The 17,015-nt window shown below is 68.0% G+C and carries 16 protein-coding genes and 1 pseudogene; 11 read left to right on the plus strand and 6 right to left on the minus strand.

The genetic code is table 11. The annotated features are described in order from the left end of the window. Positions 1–8: 8 nt before the first annotated feature. From prmA to WT26_RS06275, 6 genes are all read right to left on the minus strand, one after another. Positions 9–911 (minus strand): 50S ribosomal protein L11 methyltransferase, encoded by a 903-nt coding sequence (prmA, locus tag WT26_RS06250; protein ID WP_069272390.1) that lies wholly within the window; start codon positions 909–911, stop codon positions 9–11. A 2-nt stretch (positions 912–913) separates the two neighbouring features. Beyond that, the gene (accC, locus tag WT26_RS06255; protein WP_021161890.1) at positions 914–2,281 is read right to left on the minus strand and encodes an acetyl-CoA carboxylase biotin carboxylase subunit; all 1,368 of its coding nucleotides are present in this window, start codon (positions 2,279–2,281) and stop codon (positions 914–916) included. 86 nt (positions 2,282–2,367) lie between these two features. Continuing rightward, positions 2,368–2,841, minus strand: a complete 474-nt coding sequence (gene accB, locus WT26_RS06260) for an acetyl-CoA carboxylase biotin carboxyl carrier protein (RefSeq protein ID WP_059528648.1) — start codon at positions 2,839–2,841, stop codon at positions 2,368–2,370. 67 nt (positions 2,842–2,908) lie between these two features. After that, positions 2,909–3,361: a type II 3-dehydroquinate dehydratase gene (gene aroQ, locus WT26_RS06265; protein ID WP_011350880.1), complete on the minus strand. Its 453-nt coding sequence runs from the start codon at positions 3,359–3,361 to the stop codon at positions 2,909–2,911. 194 nt (positions 3,362–3,555) lie between these two features. Beyond that, on the minus strand, positions 3,556–4,104 hold the full coding sequence (locus WT26_RS06270) for a TlpA family protein disulfide reductase (protein ID WP_069273697.1): 549 nt from the start codon (positions 4,102–4,104) through the stop codon (positions 3,556–3,558). 7 nt (positions 4,105–4,111) lie between these two features. Then, positions 4,112–4,756, minus strand: coding sequence for a UDP-N-acetylmuramate--alanine ligase (locus tag WT26_RS06275; RefSeq protein ID WP_069272391.1), 645 nt, complete (start codon positions 4,754–4,756; stop codon positions 4,112–4,114). A gap of 159 nt (positions 4,757–4,915) precedes the next feature. On the opposite strand from WT26_RS06275, the gene mpl reads away from it, so the two are divergent. The 11 genes and pseudogenes from mpl (at position 4,916) to WT26_RS06330 (ending at position 17,003) form a co-directional block, all read left to right on the plus strand. Then, positions 4,916–6,349, plus strand: a complete 1,434-nt coding sequence (mpl, locus tag WT26_RS06280; RefSeq protein ID WP_231130471.1) for a UDP-N-acetylmuramate:L-alanyl-gamma-D-glutamyl-meso-diaminopimelate ligase — start codon at positions 4,916–4,918, stop codon at positions 6,347–6,349. Then, entirely contained in the window at positions 6,346–6,915 is a 570-nt protein-coding gene (locus WT26_RS06285) for a YqiA/YcfP family alpha/beta fold hydrolase (protein WP_021161885.1), read from the plus strand. Before mpl ends, WT26_RS06285 begins: the two co-directional genes overlap by 4 nt. An 80-nt stretch (positions 6,916–6,995) precedes the next feature. Next, on the plus strand, positions 6,996–9,083 hold the full coding sequence (locus WT26_RS06290; RefSeq protein ID WP_069272392.1) for a ribonuclease catalytic domain-containing protein: 2,088 nt from the start codon (positions 6,996–6,998) through the stop codon (positions 9,081–9,083). After that, a complete protein-coding gene (gene aroE / locus WT26_RS06295; protein ID WP_069272393.1) occupies positions 9,080–9,946 on the plus strand; it encodes a shikimate dehydrogenase in 867 nt (288 codons plus the stop codon). Before WT26_RS06290 ends, aroE begins: the two co-directional genes overlap by 4 nt. 16 nt (positions 9,947–9,962) lie before the next feature. Further along, positions 9,963–10,703, plus strand: a complete 741-nt coding sequence (mtgA, locus tag WT26_RS06300) for a monofunctional biosynthetic peptidoglycan transglycosylase (protein WP_069272394.1) — start codon at positions 9,963–9,965, stop codon at positions 10,701–10,703. 454 nt (positions 10,704–11,157) lie between these two features. Further along, positions 11,158–12,774, plus strand: coding sequence for a S10 family peptidase (locus tag WT26_RS06305; protein ID WP_069272395.1), 1,617 nt, complete (start codon positions 11,158–11,160; stop codon positions 12,772–12,774). A gap of 91 nt (positions 12,775–12,865) precedes the next feature. Then, on the plus strand, positions 12,866–13,264 hold the full coding sequence (locus tag WT26_RS06310; protein WP_069272396.1) for an EF-hand domain-containing protein: 399 nt from the start codon (positions 12,866–12,868) through the stop codon (positions 13,262–13,264). Between the two features lie 326 nt (positions 13,265–13,590). Further along, positions 13,591–14,493 carry an IclR family transcriptional regulator gene (locus tag WT26_RS06315; RefSeq protein ID WP_069273699.1) on the plus strand — a complete coding sequence of 301 codons (903 nt, stop codon included), beginning with the start codon at positions 13,591–13,593 and terminating at the stop codon, positions 14,491–14,493. Beyond that, a pseudogene (locus WT26_RS06320) lies at positions 14,490–15,514 on the plus strand (2-dehydro-3-deoxygalactonokinase). The gene WT26_RS06315 and the pseudogene WT26_RS06320 overlap by 4 nt, the downstream one beginning before the upstream one ends. Before the next feature lie 32 nt (positions 15,515–15,546). After that, on the plus strand, positions 15,547–16,224 hold the full coding sequence (locus tag WT26_RS06325) for a 2-dehydro-3-deoxy-6-phosphogalactonate aldolase (protein WP_069272397.1): 678 nt from the start codon (positions 15,547–15,549) through the stop codon (positions 16,222–16,224). Continuing rightward, positions 16,224–17,003 carry an SDR family oxidoreductase gene (locus WT26_RS06330; RefSeq protein ID WP_069273698.1) on the plus strand — a complete coding sequence of 260 codons (780 nt, stop codon included), beginning with the start codon at positions 16,224–16,226 and terminating at the stop codon, positions 17,001–17,003. The genes WT26_RS06325 and WT26_RS06330 overlap by 1 nt, the downstream gene beginning before the upstream one ends. Positions 17,004–17,015: the final 12 nt, after the last annotated feature.

A 17,015-nucleotide genomic window follows, 5' to 3' on the forward strand; every position in this document is an offset into this window, starting at 1 on the left:
GCGCTATTCTAATGGCTTTCGCGCCGGGTTCCGGCGAGGCATACCCAACCTTCGTGTTCGCGCCAGACCGAGATGTCGACGTAACGTGCATAGACGGCCGCGACTTCGTCCGCCTGGCGCGCGAGCACGCCCGACAGCGCGATGCGCCCGCCCGGCTTGACCTTCGATGCGAGCATCGACGCCATCAGCTTCAGCGGATTCGACAGGATGTTCGCGACGACGATGTCGAATTCGCCGTCCGGGCACGCGTCGGGCAGCCCGTACGTGACTTCCGCACGGTTACGTTCGCTGTTCTGCCGTGCCGATTCAACGGCCTGAGGATCGATGTCGATGCCGATGACGGGGTTCGCCCCGCATTTCTTCGCGAGGATCGCGAGAATGCCCGAGCCGCAGCCGTAGTCGAGCACCGATTGGCCGGGCTTCACCGACTGCTCGAGCCATTCCATGCACAGGCGCGTGGTCGGGTGGCTGCCGGTGCCGAACGCGAGGCCCGGATCGAGTTCGAGGACGAGCGCGTCGGGATCGGGCGCATCGTGCCACGACGGCACGACCCAGATCCGCTCGCCGATCGGGATCGGCTCGAACTGCGATTGCGTGAGTCGCACCCAGTCCTGTTCCTCGATTTCGCGGACGACGAACGTCGGCGCTTCAGCGATGCCGATCTCGTTGGCCGCCGCGGCGAGCAGCACGGCAGGCTCATGCTCGGCCGCGAGCAGCGCGACCACGCGCGAGTGCTGCCACGCGGTGCGATCGGGCACGAGGCCCGGCTCGCCGAAGAGCGGCTGTTCGTCGGGCGTGTCGGCGTCGGCGTCTTCCACGGACACCGACAGCGCGCCGAGTTCGAGCAGCGCGTCGGACAGCGCCTCCGCATGCTCACGGGCCAGTTCGACGACGAGTTCGCGATAGCTCATGCTTACGCTTCTTCCGGTGCGACCTGCTGCTTCTGGGCGAGCCGGTTTTCGAGGTAGTGGATGCTGGTGCCGCCTTCGACGAACTTCGAATCGATCATCAGCTCGCGGTGCAGCGGGATGTTGGTCTGGATGCCTTCGACGACCATTTCGGACAGCGCGATGCGCATCCGGCTGATCGCCTGCTCGCGCGTCGCGCCGTAGGTGATCAGCTTGCCGATCATCGAATCATAGTTCGGCGGCACGAAATAGCCATTGTAGGCGTGCGAATCGACGCGCACGCCGGGGCCGCCCGGCGTATGCCACGACGTGATCCGGCCCGGCGACGGCGTGAACTTGAACGGATCTTCGGCGTTGATCCGGCATTCGATCGCATGTCCGCGGAACTGGATGTCGCGCTGGCGCAGCGTGAGCTTCTCGCCGGCCGCGATGCGGATCTGCTCCTGCACGATGTCGACGCCCGTGATCAGTTCCGATACCGGATGCTCGACCTGCACGCGCGTGTTCATCTCGATGAAGTAGAACTCGCCGTTTTCGTACAGGAATTCGAACGTGCCCGCGCCGAGATAACCCATCTTCTTGCAGGCGTCCGCGCAACGGTCGCCGATGCGGTCGATCAGGCGGCGCGGAATGCCGGGTGCCGGCGCTTCCTCGATCACCTTCTGGTGGCGGCGCTGCATCGAGCAATCGCGCTCGCCGAGCCAGATCGCGTTCTTGTACGCGTCGGACAGCACCTGGATTTCGATGTGGCGCGGGTTCTCGAGGAACTTCTCCATGTACACCTGCGGGTTGCCGAACGCACGGCCGGCTTCCTCGCGGGTCATGTTGACCGCGTTGACGAGCGCGGCCTCGGTGTGCACGACGCGCATCCCGCGCCCGCCACCGCCGCCCGCCGCCTTGATGATGACCGGATAGCCGATCGCACGCGCAATCTTGACGATCTCCTTCGGATCGTCCGGCAACGCGCCTTCCGAGCCCGGCACGCACGGCACGCCGGTCTTGATCATCGTCTGCTTCGCGGTGACCTTGTCACCCATCATGCGGATCGTTTCCGGGCGCGGGCCGATGAACGTGAAGCCCGATTGCTCGACGCGTTCCGCGAAATCGGCGTTCTCCGACAGGAAGCCGTAGCCGGGGTGGATCGCTTCGGCGTCGGTGACTTCCGCGGCGCTGATCAGCGCCGGCATGTTCAGGTAGCTCAGGTTCGACGGGGCCGGGCCGATACAGACGGCTTCGTCCGCGAGGCGCACGTACTTGGCTTCCTTGTCGGCTTCCGAGTAGACGACCACCGTCTTGACGCCGAGCTCGCGGCACGCACGCTGGATGCGCAGCGCGATTTCACCGCGGTTGGCAATGAGGATTTTTTCAAACATAGCGAGTATTCGTCTCTTCGAGGGGCGCGCGAACGGCGCCTGGCGAGCATCGGCGGCGCGCGGCCCCCGCAGGCCGCGCGGCGGACTTAGCCGATCACGAAAAGCGGCTGGCCGTATTCGACGGCCTGGCCGTTCTCGACGAGGATTTCCTTGATCACGCCGGCCTTGTCCGACTCGATCTCGTTGAGCAGCTTCATCGCTTCGATGATGCAGATCGTCTGGCCTTCCTTGACCGTGTCGCCCACCTGGACGAACGGATCCGCGCCCGGCGACGGCGCGCGATAGAACGTGCCGACCATCGGCGACGTCACGACGTGGCCCTGCGGGGCGGCCGGTGCGGCAGCGCCGCCGGCGGCCGGCGCGGCAGCGGCTTCGGTCGGCAGGGCGACCGACGGAGCGGGCGCGCTGACTTGCGGGGCATACCCAGCCGTCGGCTGCACGTAGACCGGCGGCGCGTTCTTGACGATACGCACCTTGCCTTCGCCTTCCGTCACTTCCAGCTCGGAGATGCCGGATTCGGAAACGAGGTCGATCAGAGTTTTCAGCTTACGAAGATCCATCGGGAATTCCCCTTTCAATACGTGAAAGCGCCGGTTAAGGGGCCGGCGCTGAATCTAGATCGCGAATTCAGCCGCGCGACGTGCCTTGCAGCTTGTCCAGCGCGTACTCGAGCGCGTACAGATAACCTTTCCAGCCGAGCCCGCAGATCACGCCTTCGGCCTGGTCGGAAAAGTAGGAGTGGTGCCTGAACGCTTCGCGGCGGTGCACGTTCGACAGGTGAACCTCGACGAACGGGATGCCGACGCCGGCGATCGCGTCCCGGATCGCGACGCTCGTGTGCGTGTACGCGGCCGGATTGATCAGGATGAAATCGGTCTGTTCCTCCCGCGCGGCCTGGATGCGGTCGACCAGCGCGCCTTCATGGTTGCTCTGGAACGACGACAGTTCGGCGCCGGCTTCCCGGGCGCGCGCGGCAAGCGCCTGATCGATCTGTGCGAGCGTGACGCGGCCGTACACCTCCGGTTCCCGGGTGCCGAGAAGGTTCAGGTTGGGGCCGTGCAGCACCAGCAATCGTGTCATGGTCGCTTCTATTTCTGCGGAATTGCGCGAACTTTAGCGCTATTTAGAGAAATTTGTCTAGTTTTGCCGAACGGCCAGCCGCGCGGCGCCGGCAAGATTTACCGGCGCGCGGACAAAGTGTTCGCGAATTCACGCGAATTTGATGCGATCGCTATCCAAATCGCCGACAACGTGCAGCACGTTCGCCGGGCGGCTCAAAGCGCGTCGAGCGTCTTTTTCAGCTCGGCCGGCTGGATTTGTCCCAATTTTGTCTCGCGAATCTTGCCGGTCTGGTCGATGACGACCGTAAACGGCAGCGCGCCAGCGGTATTCCCGAAATTACGGGCCAGATCGGCACCCGCATATCCGCTGACGAATACGGGATAGTCGACCTTCACCTTCTGCAGAAAGTTCTTCACGTTCTGTTCGGAATCGACGCCGATCCCGATGAAACGGATGCCCTTCTGTTTGTACTGGTGCGACAGCGCGACGAGCTCCGGCATCTCCTCGACGCACGGGCCGCACCATGACGCCCAGAAATTGACGACGACCTTCTGGCCCTTGAACGACGCGAGCGTCGCCGGCTTGCCGTCGGCGTCGGTCAGCGCGGCGGCCCACAGCTGGGCGACCGCGTCGCCCGGGGCGGGCGCCGCCTCGGCGACGTTCTCGGCCGGGCCGCCCCGGAACCAATGGCCGGCGGCGAGCCCGCCGGCAACGGCGGCGGCCGCGACGACCGCGAGCGCCAACATGCGTTTCATGTTCATCATCGGATCAAGTGGGTTCTGAAGAGGTGTCGCTGGCCGAGAGGAGCGCGCGCAAGGCGGTTGCGTCGGCGCGCGGCAGCCGGCCGCGCGCGTCGGCCTTGACCGCGCCGCGCAGGTCGTCGCTCGCATAGAGGGCGAGATGGATGCCGATCGCATCCACGTCGCGCCGCGGGCGCCACAGGAAACTGAGCGTCTCGACGTCGGCGCGGCCCGCGAAGTGCCGCGTCTCGGACACGTCGTACTGGACGTTCTGGTTCAGCAGGTAGATCGCGACGTCCTTCGGGTTGTCGGTGAATGCCTGCAAATGGATATCCGAATGCGCGTTCGCGGTGCCGTTCAGCACGGCACCCGTCACATAAGGATGGAACTCGGCGAGCCGGCGCATCCAGTCGAGCGCGACTTCGCGCAGGCGGCGCAGTTCGTCCGGCTGCGTGTCGCTCTGGAACAGGGCGAGGTATTCGCGCAGTTCTTCCTCGATCTGGTCGTTATCCGGCAGCCATTCGCCGGCAATGCGCGAGTCGCCCAGCAACTGGCGCGCGGCCTTGCGTTTTGCGCCGGCATAGTCGAGGCCGTCCTCCGCGATCAGGCGGGCGGCGGACTGGGCAATTTCCTCGCGGAGGCGCCGCGGGTCGACAAGAGGTTTGCGAGACATGATCCGGCAATCATACTCGATCGACGCCGCGGCCGATGGCGGTGCGGCCGCTTGCCGCCGGCGGCCGGCCTTGCACGGGCCGCCGGCCGCCGCAAGCCGTCAGTTACAATAGCGGCCGGCGAACTGCGCCGGCCGCGCGGCCCGTCCGGCGTCTCGCCCATCCACTTTCCGAATCGACGGCGCCCGGCGGCGCGAAAGCATTCATCTATGCACATCCACATTCTTGGCATCTGCGGCACCTTCATGGGCGGTCTCGCCGTACTCGCGCGCGAGGCGGGCCACACGGTGACGGGTTGCGACGCGGGCGTCTATCCGCCGATGAGCACGCAGCTCGAGGCGCAGGGCATCACGCTGATCGAGGGCTACGGCGCCGAGCAGATCGACCTGAAACCGGACCTGTTCGTGATCGGCAACGTCGTCACGCGCGGCAATCCGCTGATGGAGGCGATCCTCGATCGCGGCCTGCCTTATGTATCCGGCCCGCAATGGCTCGGCGAGCACGTGCTGGCCGGCAAGTGGGTGCTTGCGGTCGCAGGCACGCACGGCAAGACGACCACGTCGTCGATGCTCGCGTGGCTGCTGGAAGATGCCGGCCTGACCCCGGGCTTCCTGATCGGCGGCGTGCCGCTGAACTTCGGCGTGTCGGCGCGGCTTACCGATTCGAGCTTCTTCGTGATCGAGGCCGACGAATACGATACGGCGTTCTTCGACAAGCGCTCGAAGTTCGTCCACTATCGGCCGCGCACCGCGGTGCTGAACAACCTCGAGTTCGATCACGCCGACATCTTCCCCGATCTCGCCGCGATCGAGACGCAATTCCACCATCTCGTGCGTACCGTGCCCGGTGTCGGCAGGATCGTCACGAACGGCCGTTCCGACGCGCTCGAGCGCGTGCTGGCGCGCGGCTGCTGGAGCGAGGTCGAGCGGTTCGGCGTCGACGGCGGCTGGCAGGCGTTGCCGGCCGAGGACGGCGTGCCGGTCGACGAGCGTTTCGCGGTGTATTCGCACGCGGAACGCGTCGGCGAAGTCGCGTGGCAGGTGCAGGGCGATCACAACCGGATGAACGCGCTCGCGGCGATCGCGGCCGCGCGCCACGTCGGCGTGCCGCCCGCGCAGGCCGCCGCTTCCCTCGCGTCGTTCCGCAACGTGAAGCGCCGCATGGAAGTGCGCGGCAGCGTGGACGGCGTGACCGTCTACGACGACTTCGCACACCATCCGACCGCGATCGAAACCACGATCGCCGGCCTTCGTGCACGCATCGGCCGTCAGAATTCCCGCATCCTCGCCGTGCTCGAGCCGCGCTCGAACACGATGAAGCTCGGCGTGATGAAGTCGCAATTGCCGGCGAGCCTGGCCGACGCCGATCTCGTGTTCGGTTACGGCGCGCCGACCGGGCGCGACGCGCTCGGCTGGAATCTGGCTGAGGCGCTGGCGCCGCTCGGCGACCGCGCGCACGCGTTCGACGATCTGCACCTGCTGGTGAAGTCCGTCGTCGCAGCCGCCCGCCCGGGCGACCACGTGCTCGTGATGAGCAACGGCGGCTTCGGCGGCGTCCACCAGAAGCTGCTCGATGCGCTCGGGAGCCGCACGTGATCCTGTATCTGCACGGCTTCCGGTCGTCGCCGGAATCGCAGAAGTCGCGCCAGCTCGCCGCGCGCATGGCCGAGCTCGGCCGCAGCGGCGAGTGGCGGTGCCCGTCGCTGTCGGTGTCGCCGCTCGAAGCGATCGCGGTCGCGGAAGCCGAGGTGGCCGGCGCGCGCGACGTGACCGTCATCGGCAGCTCGCTCGGCGGCTATTACGCCACCTGGCTGGCCGAAAAACACGGCTGGAAGGCCGTGCTGCTGAATCCGGCCATCGTGCCGCAGCGCGATCTCGAGCAGCACCTGGGCGAACAGCCGCTGTGGCACGGCGGCGGCACGATCGTCGTCGAGCGCCATCACCTGCATGAACTCGACGCGCTGCGCGTGCCGGCGATCACGCGTGCCGAACGCTACTATCTGTTCGCGGCCACCGGTGACGAAGTGCTCGATTACCGCGAGATGCTCGCGCATTACCCGGGCGCAAAGACGCGCGTGATCGAGGGCAGCGATCACGGGATCAGCGAATTTGCCGACTATGTCGACGACGTTCTCGCATTTTGCGACGGAAAGACGTCTTAATCCGGCCATGTGCCGATCGAATTCCCATCATCATGCGGCGCCGCAGACGCGGCGCCCGGCAGTCTGAACGAGAGTACTGAGTGAACGTTTTCTTCGAGGAATCGGGCAGTTTCAAGGCGGGCAGCGTGCTGTCGCGCCAGGGCGACGCATTTCAGGTCGAGTTGCCCGGCGGGCGGCGGGCCAAGGTGCGCGCGAAAGACGTGCTGATCGAATTCGACAAGCCGGCCGCGGGCGAACTGATGCAGGAAGCCGACACGGCCGCGCAGCAGATCGACCTGGATTTCCTGTGGGAATGCGCGCCGACCGACGAGTTCGCGTATACGGCGCTGGCCGCGGAATACTTCGGCGCGACGTACGGCCCGGTGGAGCGTGCGGCGCTGGTGTTGCGGCTGCACGGCTCGCCCGTCTACTTCCGCCGCAAGGGGCGCGGCCAGTACCAGCGCGCGCCGGAAGAGCAGCTCAAGATGGCGCTCGCGTCGCTCGAGCGCAAGCGCCAGCAGGCGCTCGTCCAGGCGCAGTATGAAGAGGAACTGAAGGCCGGCAAGCTGCCGGAAGCGTTCGCGGGCAAGGTGCTCGGGCTGCTGACGCGGCCGGACAAGAACGCGATCGAATACAAGGCGATGGAAGCGGCGGCCGGTGCGCGCGGCGTGTCGCCGGCGCGGCTGATGCTCGACTGCGGCGGCATCGCGTCGCCGCGCGCGCTGCACGAGGCGCGCTTCCTCGCGGAGTTCTTCCCGCACGGCACGGGCTTTCCGGCCGTCACGGTCGGCCCGCTGCCGGACGACCTGCCGCGCGCGGACGTCGAGGCGTTCTCGATCGACGACGTCACGACGACCGAAATCGACGACGCGTTCTCGGTCGAGCATCTCTCCGACGGCCGCGTGCGCATCGGTGTGCACATCGCGGCGCCGGCGCTCGGCATCGTGCGCGGCGACGCGATCGACGCGATCGCGCGCACGCGCCTGTCGACCGTCTACATGCCGGGCGACAAGATCACGATGCTGCCGGACGACGTCGTCGACGTGTTCACGCTGAAAGAGGGCGACTACCGCCCGGCGCTGTCGCTGTACATCATCGTCAACCGCGAAACGCAGGAGATCGTCGCGAACGAGACGCGCGCCGAGCTCGTGTTCGTGAAGAACAACCTGCGACACAACCACCTCGACGAGCTCGTCAACGAAGAGACGCTCGCCGCCGGCACCGGCGACTACCCGCACAAGGACGACATCGCCGTGCTGTGGCCGCTCGCGCAGGCGCTGTTCGAAAAGCGCCAGGTCGCGCGCGCGGGCTACGGCCTGAAGCGCGAGGTGCAGCGCAACACCGACTACAACTTCTACGTCGAAGGCGAGCACGTGACGATCACGCCGCGCCGCCGCGGCTCGCCGCTCGACCTGATCGTGTCGGAGCTCGCGATCCTCGCGAACTCGACGTGGGGCGCGTTCCTGCACGATCATACGGTGCCGGGCATCTACCGCTCGCAGCGCGGCTTCGGCGCACCGGGCCCGAAGCGCACGCGGATGCAGACGACGGCCGCGCCGCACGAAGGTCTGGGCGTCGCGCAGTACGCATGGAGCACGTCGCCGCTGCGCCGCTACGTCGACCTCGTGAACCAGTGGCAGCTGCTCGCGTGCGTGCAGCACGGCGTCACCGCGAAGCTCGCCGCACCGTTCAAGCCGAAGGACGCCGATCTGTACGCGGTCGTGCAGGGCTTCGACGACACCTATACGGCCTACGCCGACTACCAGCGCCGGATGGAGTACTTCTGGTGCCTGCGCTGGCTCGCGCAGGAGCAGAAGAAGCAGGTCGTCGCGAGCGTGGTGAAGGGCGATCTCGTGCGCCTCGAGGAAATTCCGCTGCTGCTGCACGTGCCGGGGCTCGGCGTGCATGCGCGCGGCACGCGCGTGCTGCTCGACGTGATGTCGCTCGACGAGCTGACGATCGAGGCATCGGTGCGGTTGCTGAACGTGCTCGACGCGCCGGTCGTGCCGGCCGGCGAAGCGGCCGAAGAAGAGGAAGACGGCGAGAACGGCGACGACGTGCTGCTCGACGCGGGCGACGCGTCGGCGCAAGCCGAGGCCGAAGCGCTCGCCGAGGCGGATGCCGGCCCGGCGGACGGCGATGGCGCCGCGGCGGAAAGCAACGGCAACGAGGAGGAGCGCGCATCATGAACGCAGCTGCGTCGACGAGCGGCGCCGACCGCTATGTCGTGTTCGGCAACCCGGTGGCGCACAGCAAGTCGCCGTTCATCCACGCGCAGTTCGCCGCGCAGACGGGCGAGGCGATCGTCTACGAGCACCGGCTCGCGCCGGTCGACGGCTTCGAGGCCGCCGTGCGGGCATTCGTCGCCGAAGGCGGTCGCGGCGCGAACGTGACGGTGCCGTTCAAGCTCGACGCGCATGCGCTCGCCGACACGCTGTCGCCGCGTGCGGCGGCGGCGGGGGCGGTGAATACGCTGCGCATCGATGCCGACGGCCGTATCCATGGCGACAACACCGACGGCGTCGGCCTCGTGCGCGACATCGAAGCGAATCTCGGCGTGTCGCTGGCGGGCGCGCGCATCCTGCTGCTCGGTGCGGGCGGCGCGGCGCGCGGTGTCGTGCTGCCGCTGCTCGACCGCGCGCCGCTGTCGATCACGATCGTGAACCGCACCGCGAGCAAGGCCGAGGCGCTCGTCGGCCAGTTCATGCAGGCCGCCCACGATGCGGGCTGCACGCTCGCGGGCGGCGGCCCGGACGTCGTGCGCGCGGAGCCGTACGACGTGGTGATCAACGCGACGGCCGGCAGCCTCGATGCCGCGCTGCCGGAGTGCGACGCGGCCGCGTTCGGCGCGGGCACGCTCGCGTACGACATGATGTACGGCGCGCAGCCGACGGTGTTCATGCAGCATGCGGCGTCGCTCGGCGCGCGCACCGCCGACGGGCTCGGGATGCTCGTCGAGCAGGCGGCCGAATCGTTCTTCATCTGGCGCGGCGTGCGGCCGGACGGCGCACCGGTGCTGGCCGCGCTGCGCCAGGCGCTCGCCGCCCACTGAGCGGGGGCGGCGGCAGGTGGTCGCGGTCAGCGGTGCGCAGCGGCGCGAGCGGGCGGACGGCCCGACGCGCTGGATCGTCTATGCGGGATCGGTGTTCGCGGGTGCGTGGCTCGCGACGCAACTGTTCTATCTCGCGCAGATCGCGCTGTGGTCGTTCATGAACCCGGGCTCGACCGCGTTCATGCGCACCGACGCGTGGTGGCTGTCGCGCGACAAGCCGCCCGCGCAGATCCAGCACCAGTGGGTGCCCTACGACCAGATCTCGCGCAACCTGAAGCGCGCGCTGATCGCGTCGGAAGACTCGACCTTCGCGACCAACAACGGCTACGACGTCGACGCGATCCTGCAGGCGTGGGAGAAGAACAAGGCGCGCGGCAAGATCGTCGCGGGCGGCTCGACGATCACGCAGCAGCTCGCGCGCAACCTGTTCCTGTCGCGCGAGAAGAGCTACATCCGCAAGGGGCAGGAGCTCATCATCACGTGGATGCTCGAAGCGGTGCTCGACAAGGAGCGGATCTTCGAGATCTACCTGAATTCCGTCGAGTGGGGGCGCGGCGTGTACGGTGCCGAGGCGGCCGCACGCTATTACTACCGGATTCCCGCGAGCCGGCTCGGCGCGTGGCAGTCGGCGCGTCTCGCGGTGATGCTGCCGAAGCCGCGCTGGTTCGACGCGCACCGCGGCTCGGCCTACCAGGCGCAGCGCGCGGCAGTCATCGCCCGCCGGATGGGGGCGGCCGAGCTGCCGCAATCGGAGTAAGCGCGCCGCGCGCGCGCGCGTTTGGCCCGATCTGCCCGATCTGCCCGATCGGCCGTTCAGCAGTTCCTGCCTCATTTTTGCGGTGCAATGCATGTGCGACGTCATGCATTGCGCACGCATTGTCTAGACGAATTCCTCTATTTCAGTTTGCTGACCAATGCCCATGTTCGGGCCCTGTTTGGTTGCAGGCACAACGAAAAACCCGGCAGTTGTCAGCGGATTCGAATGAACGCGCAGCTGGTTGAAAGCAGCACGAAATGCAACGTTTCGGAACTCGAATCATTTCTGAAAGCTCCGCACCGCATCGAATATCCTTCGAATATTTCAAAATTTTTCAAAGCTGACGGGCTCGCGTATATTGGCCAGCGCCTCGGCTTATCGGCCGTGCGATCGAGGCGGGGGGCGGCTTATCCGACCGCTCGACACAACAATATTCGAGAGAAGGAAAGCAACGATGCCAGCGAGCAAAGCGAAGCTGTTGTTGGGTGCAGTTCTCTCTTCGCTGATCCTGGCGGCGTGCAATGGAGACGACGTGACGTCGGCCTCCAGCCCCGCAAGCGCCGACAGCTCAGCCGATGCCGCTTCCACGGCGGACAAGCCGTACAACGATCCCAACCGCTATTCGTCGGACCCGGGCGCATCGCTCGCCGCGTCGGCCGCGCTCGAACGCGCCGCCGTCACGCATCACCAGATCACGCTGAACGGCAAGACGATCCGCTACACGGCCACGGCCGGCCACCTCGTGGCGCGCAATCCGCAGACGGGCGCGCCCGAAGCCTCGTTCTTCTACGTCGCCTATACGGCCGACAACCAGCCCGCGGCGAAGCGGCCCGTCACGTTCCTGTACAACGGCGGCCCCGGCTCGGCATCGGTGTGGCTGCACCTCGGCTCGTTCGGCCCGCGCCGGATCCAGACGGGCGACCCGAACGCGAACACGTCGACGTTCCCGTTCGTCGACAACCAGGAAAGCCTGCTCGACACGACCGACCTCGTGTTCGTCGATGCGATCGGCACCGGTTTCTCCGAAGCGATCGCGCCGAACACGAACCAGACGTTCTGGGGCGTCGACCAGGACGGCGGCGCGTTCCGCGATTTCGTCACGCGCTACCTCGCCGTGAACCAGCGCAGTGCTTCGCCGAAATACCTGTTCGGCGAGTCGTACGGCACGCCGCGCACCGACGTGCTCGCGAACCTGCTCGAGACGGCCGGCGTGAAGCTCGACGGCATCGTGCTGCAATCGTCGATCCTGAACTACAACACGAACTGCGACATGGCGAGCGACTACATCGGCAACTCGAACAACGGGTCGAGCCCGGTGAGTTGCGCGGGTTTCGTGCCGTCGTATGGCACCGTCGGTGCGTACTACCAGCTCGACAACCCGAACCCGTCGAACCTGCCGCAGTACGCGGACCAGATGCGCCTGCTGACGGCCGGCAGCTACGCGCCCGCCGTGAACGCGTACCTGGCGAGCCATACGCCGCCGCCGCCGGCCCTCGTCACGACGATGGTGAATTCGACCGGCGTGAAGCAGTCGCTGTGGAATGCGGACTTCAACGTGATCCCGACCTTCTTCGACAACAGCTTCCAGCTGTCGCTGATCCCGGGCACGCTGATCGGCCGCTACGACGCGCGCGTGAACGTGCCGCTGTCGAGCCCGCTTGCCGCGGACGGCGATCCGTCGAGCTCGTTCATCACGAAGCCGTTCACCGACACGATCGGCAAGTACCTGCCGAACGAGCTGAAGTACACCGCGCAGTCGGCGTATTCGTTGAGCAGCAATGCGATCAACACGTGGGACTGGACGCACGACGGGCTCGCGATGCCCGACACGATCCCGGATCTCGCCGCGGCGCTCGCGCTGAATCCGCAACTGAAGGTGCTGTCGCTGAACGGGTATCACGACATCGCGACGCCGTTCTACCAGACCGAGCTCGACCTCGCGCGGCTCGGGACGCAACCGAACCTGACGATCAGGGACTATCAGGGCGGACACATGGTCTATCTCGACGATACGTCGCGTCCGCAGGAGAAAGCCGACCTCGTGACCTTCTACAACGCGATCGCGCATTGATCCGATGCGCGGACCGGCGGCGCGCGCCACGGCGCGCGCCACGGCGCGGGCCGCCGGCCGTCGACGACCTCATTCCAGACTGGAGCCTGATATGAAGAATCGATTTATCGTCATCGCCGCAGCGCTCGCCTGCGGCAGTCTCGCCACCGCGTTCTCCGCGTTCGCGCAGGCGAGCGACGCCGCCGCACCGGTGCGCGCGCGCCAGGCGCAGCTCGGCGATCCGTACGTGCCGCCGGCCGCGCGCAAGCCGACCGCCGGCACGCAGACGACGGGCGCCGCGCTGCATGCGCAGGTGGTGCGCAAGCTCGCGCGGCAGTTCAGCGCGGCCGACTCGCAGAACACGGGTTCGATCACCGAATCGCAGGCGCGCGCGGCCGGCCTCGGTTATGTCGCGAACCACTTCCGGCAGATCGACTCGAGCGGCAACGGCCGCGTGTCGTTCGCGGACGTACAGCGCTACATGCAGACGCGCGACGCGAACCAGCAATAAGCGCATCGCGAGCACGACAAACGGGGGCGGAACCTGCGGCGAATGCGGGTTCCGCCCCCGTATTACTTCGTGCGCATGTGCCGCAATATCTCATTATCTGGGCAACGCATTCAAATATTGGAGGCGAGTGCGTGCGCTCCTACAATCCGAAGCACATCGACAGCTTCGGACCCACGCATCGCGCGGCGCCCGACGCACACGGAGACACCTTCCATGAAGTTCGCCGGGCGCTTTATTCGGTGCATCGACCGCCGCTTCGCCGCGGCGCCGGATCACGGTCCGGCGCGCGCAGCGGCATGACCGATTCCGTTGAAGACAGCCCGCTCATGACCAACATGCCCGCATCTTTTGCCCTCGACGTCCGCCGTCCGGCACCGGACGGCGCGCCGCCCCTCACCGACAGCATCGGCGCGACCAGTACGCCGCTCGATCTCGCTGCCCAGCAGGCCGGTACGCAGACGCTGCTGCGCGGTCTAGCGATCCTCGAGGCGATCGCGAACGGCGCGCGCGACATGCGCGCGATCGGCGCCGCGCTCGGCACGACGCGCAGCACGACGCACCGCCTCGTCAGCAGCCTCGTGCAGGCGCGCTACCTGCGGCAGGTGCAGGGCGGCTACCTGCTCGGCCCGAAGCTGATCGAGCTCGGCACGATCGCGCTCGAGCAGATGCCGCTCACCGCGGTCGCGCGCCCGCACCTCGAAGCGCTCGCGGAAGCGACGCTCGACACGATCCATCTCGGCGTGCGCGACGGCGACGACGTGCTGTACATCGACAAGATTCCCGGTACGCGCGGCCTCGAGATGCGCTCGCGCGTCGGCCACCGGATGCCGCTCGCGTCGACCGGCATCGGCAAGGCGATGATGCTCGACCTCGATCCCGACCTGTGGCGCTCGCTGTTCGAGGCCGCACGGCGCGCGCTGGCCGGCGTCAATTTCAAGCCCGACAACCGCCCCGAGACGAGCGCGTTCCTGCAGCGCATGGCCCATTACGCGGCCGGCGGCTATACGTTCGACCTCGAGGAGAACGAGGCGTCGATCCGCTGCGTGGCGGCACCGATCCGCGACGCATCGGGCGCGGTCGTCGCGGCGGTGTCGGTGGCGAGCACGATTCCGTACATGCCGCACGACCGGATGGACGAACTGATTCCGCTCGTGCAGCGCGAAGCGCGAGCCATTTCCGCGGAGCTGGGCTGGAGCCCGCCGCAGGGTACCCGCAGGATCAAACGATGACGACTTCGACCCGGCCCGTTCCGGATGCTCCCTCCGCCACCCCGTCGCTGATCGCGCTCGACTGGGGCACGACCTCGCTGCGCGCGTATCTGTACGACGCGCACGGCGCGCTCGTCGACACGCGCAGCCGCCCGGCGGGCGTCATGCATGTGCCGGGCGGCGGCGCGCGCGCGTTCGACGCGGTGTTCGAGGAAGCCTGCGGCGACTGGCTCGACCGCTCGCCGGGCCTGCCGGTGCTCGCCGCCGGGATGGTCGGCAGCGCGCAGGGCTGGCGCGAGGCGCCGTATGTCGCGGTGCCGGCCGGCGCCGACGCGCTCGTCGCCGGCATCGTCACGATCGAAAGCGCGCGCGGTGCGACGATCTCGATCGTGCCGGGCGTCATCGCCACGGGCGAATTGCCCGACGTGATGCGCGGCGAAGAAACGCAGATAGTCGGCGCACTCGATGAAGCTTCTTCAATTGGAGCGGATCATTCAGGTCTACTGATCGGCTTGCCGGGCACGCATGCGAAATGGGCGTGGGTGACGGACGGGCTGATCGAGCGCTTCCAGACCTTCATGACCGGCGAGCTGTTCGCGGTGCTGCGCGACCACACGATCCTCGGCCGCACGATGCGCTCGCCGGCGCGTCGCCCGATCGCGCGGCGTTCGTGCGCGGCGTAGCGGTCGCGCGCGGCGCGCGGCACACGGGGCTGCTCGCGACGATTTTCAGCACGCGCACGCTCGGCCTGACCGACCGGCTCGCGCCCGATGCGCAGGGCGACTACCTGTCCGGCCTGCTGATCGGCCATGAGCTCAACGCACTCGACGCGATGCTCGCGGAGCGCGGCGTCGCGCTCGCCGACCAGCCGCTGCTGCTGATCGGCGACGACGCGCTATGTGCGCGCTACGCGGCCGCGCTGCACGCGTTCGGCTGCCCGCATGCGCGGGTCGTTGCCGACGCGACCGAGCGCGGCCTGTGGCGGATCGCGTCGCGCGCCGGGCTCGTGCGCGCGGACAGTGCGCCGGTCTGCGCCGATTGATGAATCGAATCGATTGCGGAGGAAAGCCATCCATGTCGTCCGAACTCACGCTGCCCGCGCCGTATGCGCCGCATCCCGCGCTGATGCGCGCGTTCGACGCGTGTCCGCTGATCGCGATCCTGCGCGGGATCACGCCCGCGGAAGCCGCCGACCACGGCCGTGCGCTGTACGAAGCCGGCTTCCGGATCGTCGAGGTGCCGCTCAATTCGCCGGACCCGTTCGGCAGCATCGCGGCGCTGCGGCGCGCGCTGCCCGACGACGCGATCGTCGGCGCGGGCACGGTGCTGCGCGCCGAGTATGTCGATCGCGTGCAGGACGCGGGCGGTTCACTGATCGTGATGCCGCACAGCGACGCGGCCGTGATCCGCCGCGCACGCGCGCGCGGCCTCGCGAGCGCGCCGGGCGTCGCGACGCCGACGGAAGCGTTCGCGGCGCTCGCGAACGGCGCGGACGTGCTGAAGATGTTCCCGGCAGAGCAGCTGGGCGTGGTCGTCGTGAAGGCGTGGCGCGCGGTGATCGACCGCGCGGTGCCGCTGATCCCGGTCGGCGGGATCGCGCCCGACAACATGCAGCCGTTCCTCGCGGCCGGCGCGAACGGCTTCGGGCTCGGGTCGGCGCTGTACCGGCCCGGCCAGCCGGCCGACGAGACCGCTGCGAACGCGCATGCGTTCCAGGCCGGCCTGCGCGCGGCGCGCGGCGGAGCCGCATGATGGGCCGCCTCGCGGGCAAGGTCGCGATGGTGACGGGCGCGGGCCGTGGCATCGGCGCCGCGATCGCCCGCGCGTTCGTTCGCGAGGGCGCGGCCGTCGCGCTCGTCGACGTCGATCTTCCGCAGGCTTGCGCGACCGCGGACGCGATCGCGCGCGAGATCGACGGTGCGCGCGTGCTGCCGCTCTACGCGGACGTCACGCGCCAGGACTCGGTGCGCGACGCGCTCGCGCAGGCCGAAGCGTCGCTCGGGCCGCTCGACGTGCTCGTGAACAACGCGGGCATCAACGTGTTCGCCGATCCGCTGACGATGACCGACGACGACTGGCGCCGCTGCTTCGCGGTCGACCTCGACGGCGTGTGGCACGGTTGCCGCGCGGCGCTGGAAGGGATGGTCGAACGCGGCCGCGGCAGCATCGTGAACATCGCGTCGACGCATGCATTCAGGATCATCCCGGGCTGCTTTCCGTACCCGGTCGCGAAGCACGGCGTGCTGGGACTCACGCGCGCGCTCGGCATCGAATACGCGGCGCGCAACGTGCGCGTGAACGCGATCGCGCCGGGCTACATCGAGACGCAGCTCACGCGCGACTGGTGGGATGCGCAGCCCGATCCGGCCGCCGCGCGCGCCGACACGCTCGCGCTGCAGCCGATGAAGCGGATCGGCCGGCCCGAGGAGGTCGCGATGACGGCCGTGTTCCTGGCGTCCGACGAGGCGCCGTTCATCAATGCCGCGTGCATCACCGTCGATGGCGGGCGCGCGGCGCTGTATCACGACTGACGCAACGATTCG

Source organism: Burkholderia cepacia, from assembly GCF_001718835.1.
Taxonomy (GTDB): Bacteria; Pseudomonadota; Gammaproteobacteria; order Burkholderiales; family Burkholderiaceae; genus Burkholderia; species Burkholderia cepacia_F.

Coding starts and splice junctions, on each gene's coding strand:
- WT26_RS06305 (WP_069272395.1), top strand. CDS start 11,158: ATGCCAGCGAGCAAAGCGAAGCTGTTGTTGGGTGCAGTTCTCTCTTCG.
- WT26_RS06310 (WP_069272396.1), top strand. CDS start 12,866: ATGAAGAATCGATTTATCGTCATCGCCGCAGCGCTCGCCTGCGGCAGT.
- WT26_RS06275 (WP_069272391.1), bottom strand. CDS start 4,756: ATGTCTCGCAAACCTCTTGTCGACCCGCGGCGCCTCCGCGAGGAAATT.
- aroQ (WP_011350880.1), bottom strand. CDS start 3,361: ATGACACGATTGCTGGTGCTGCACGGCCCCAACCTGAACCTTCTCGGC.
- accB (WP_059528648.1), bottom strand. CDS start 2,841: ATGGATCTTCGTAAGCTGAAAACTCTGATCGACCTCGTTTCCGAATCC.
- WT26_RS06330 (WP_069273698.1), top strand. CDS start 16,224: ATGGGCCGCCTCGCGGGCAAGGTCGCGATGGTGACGGGCGCGGGCCGT.
- aroE (WP_069272393.1), top strand. CDS start 9,080: ATGAACGCAGCTGCGTCGACGAGCGGCGCCGACCGCTATGTCGTGTTC.
- WT26_RS06270 (WP_069273697.1), bottom strand. CDS start 4,104: ATGAACATGAAACGCATGTTGGCGCTCGCGGTCGTCGCGGCCGCCGCC.
- WT26_RS06325 (WP_069272397.1), top strand. CDS start 15,547: ATGTCGTCCGAACTCACGCTGCCCGCGCCGTATGCGCCGCATCCCGCG.
- accC (WP_021161890.1), bottom strand. CDS start 2,281: ATGTTTGAAAAAATCCTCATTGCCAACCGCGGTGAAATCGCGCTGCGC.
- WT26_RS06315 (WP_069273699.1), top strand. CDS start 13,591: ATGACCAACATGCCCGCATCTTTTGCCCTCGACGTCCGCCGTCCGGCA.
- prmA (WP_069272390.1), bottom strand. CDS start 911: ATGAGCTATCGCGAACTCGTCGTCGAACTGGCCCGTGAGCATGCGGAG.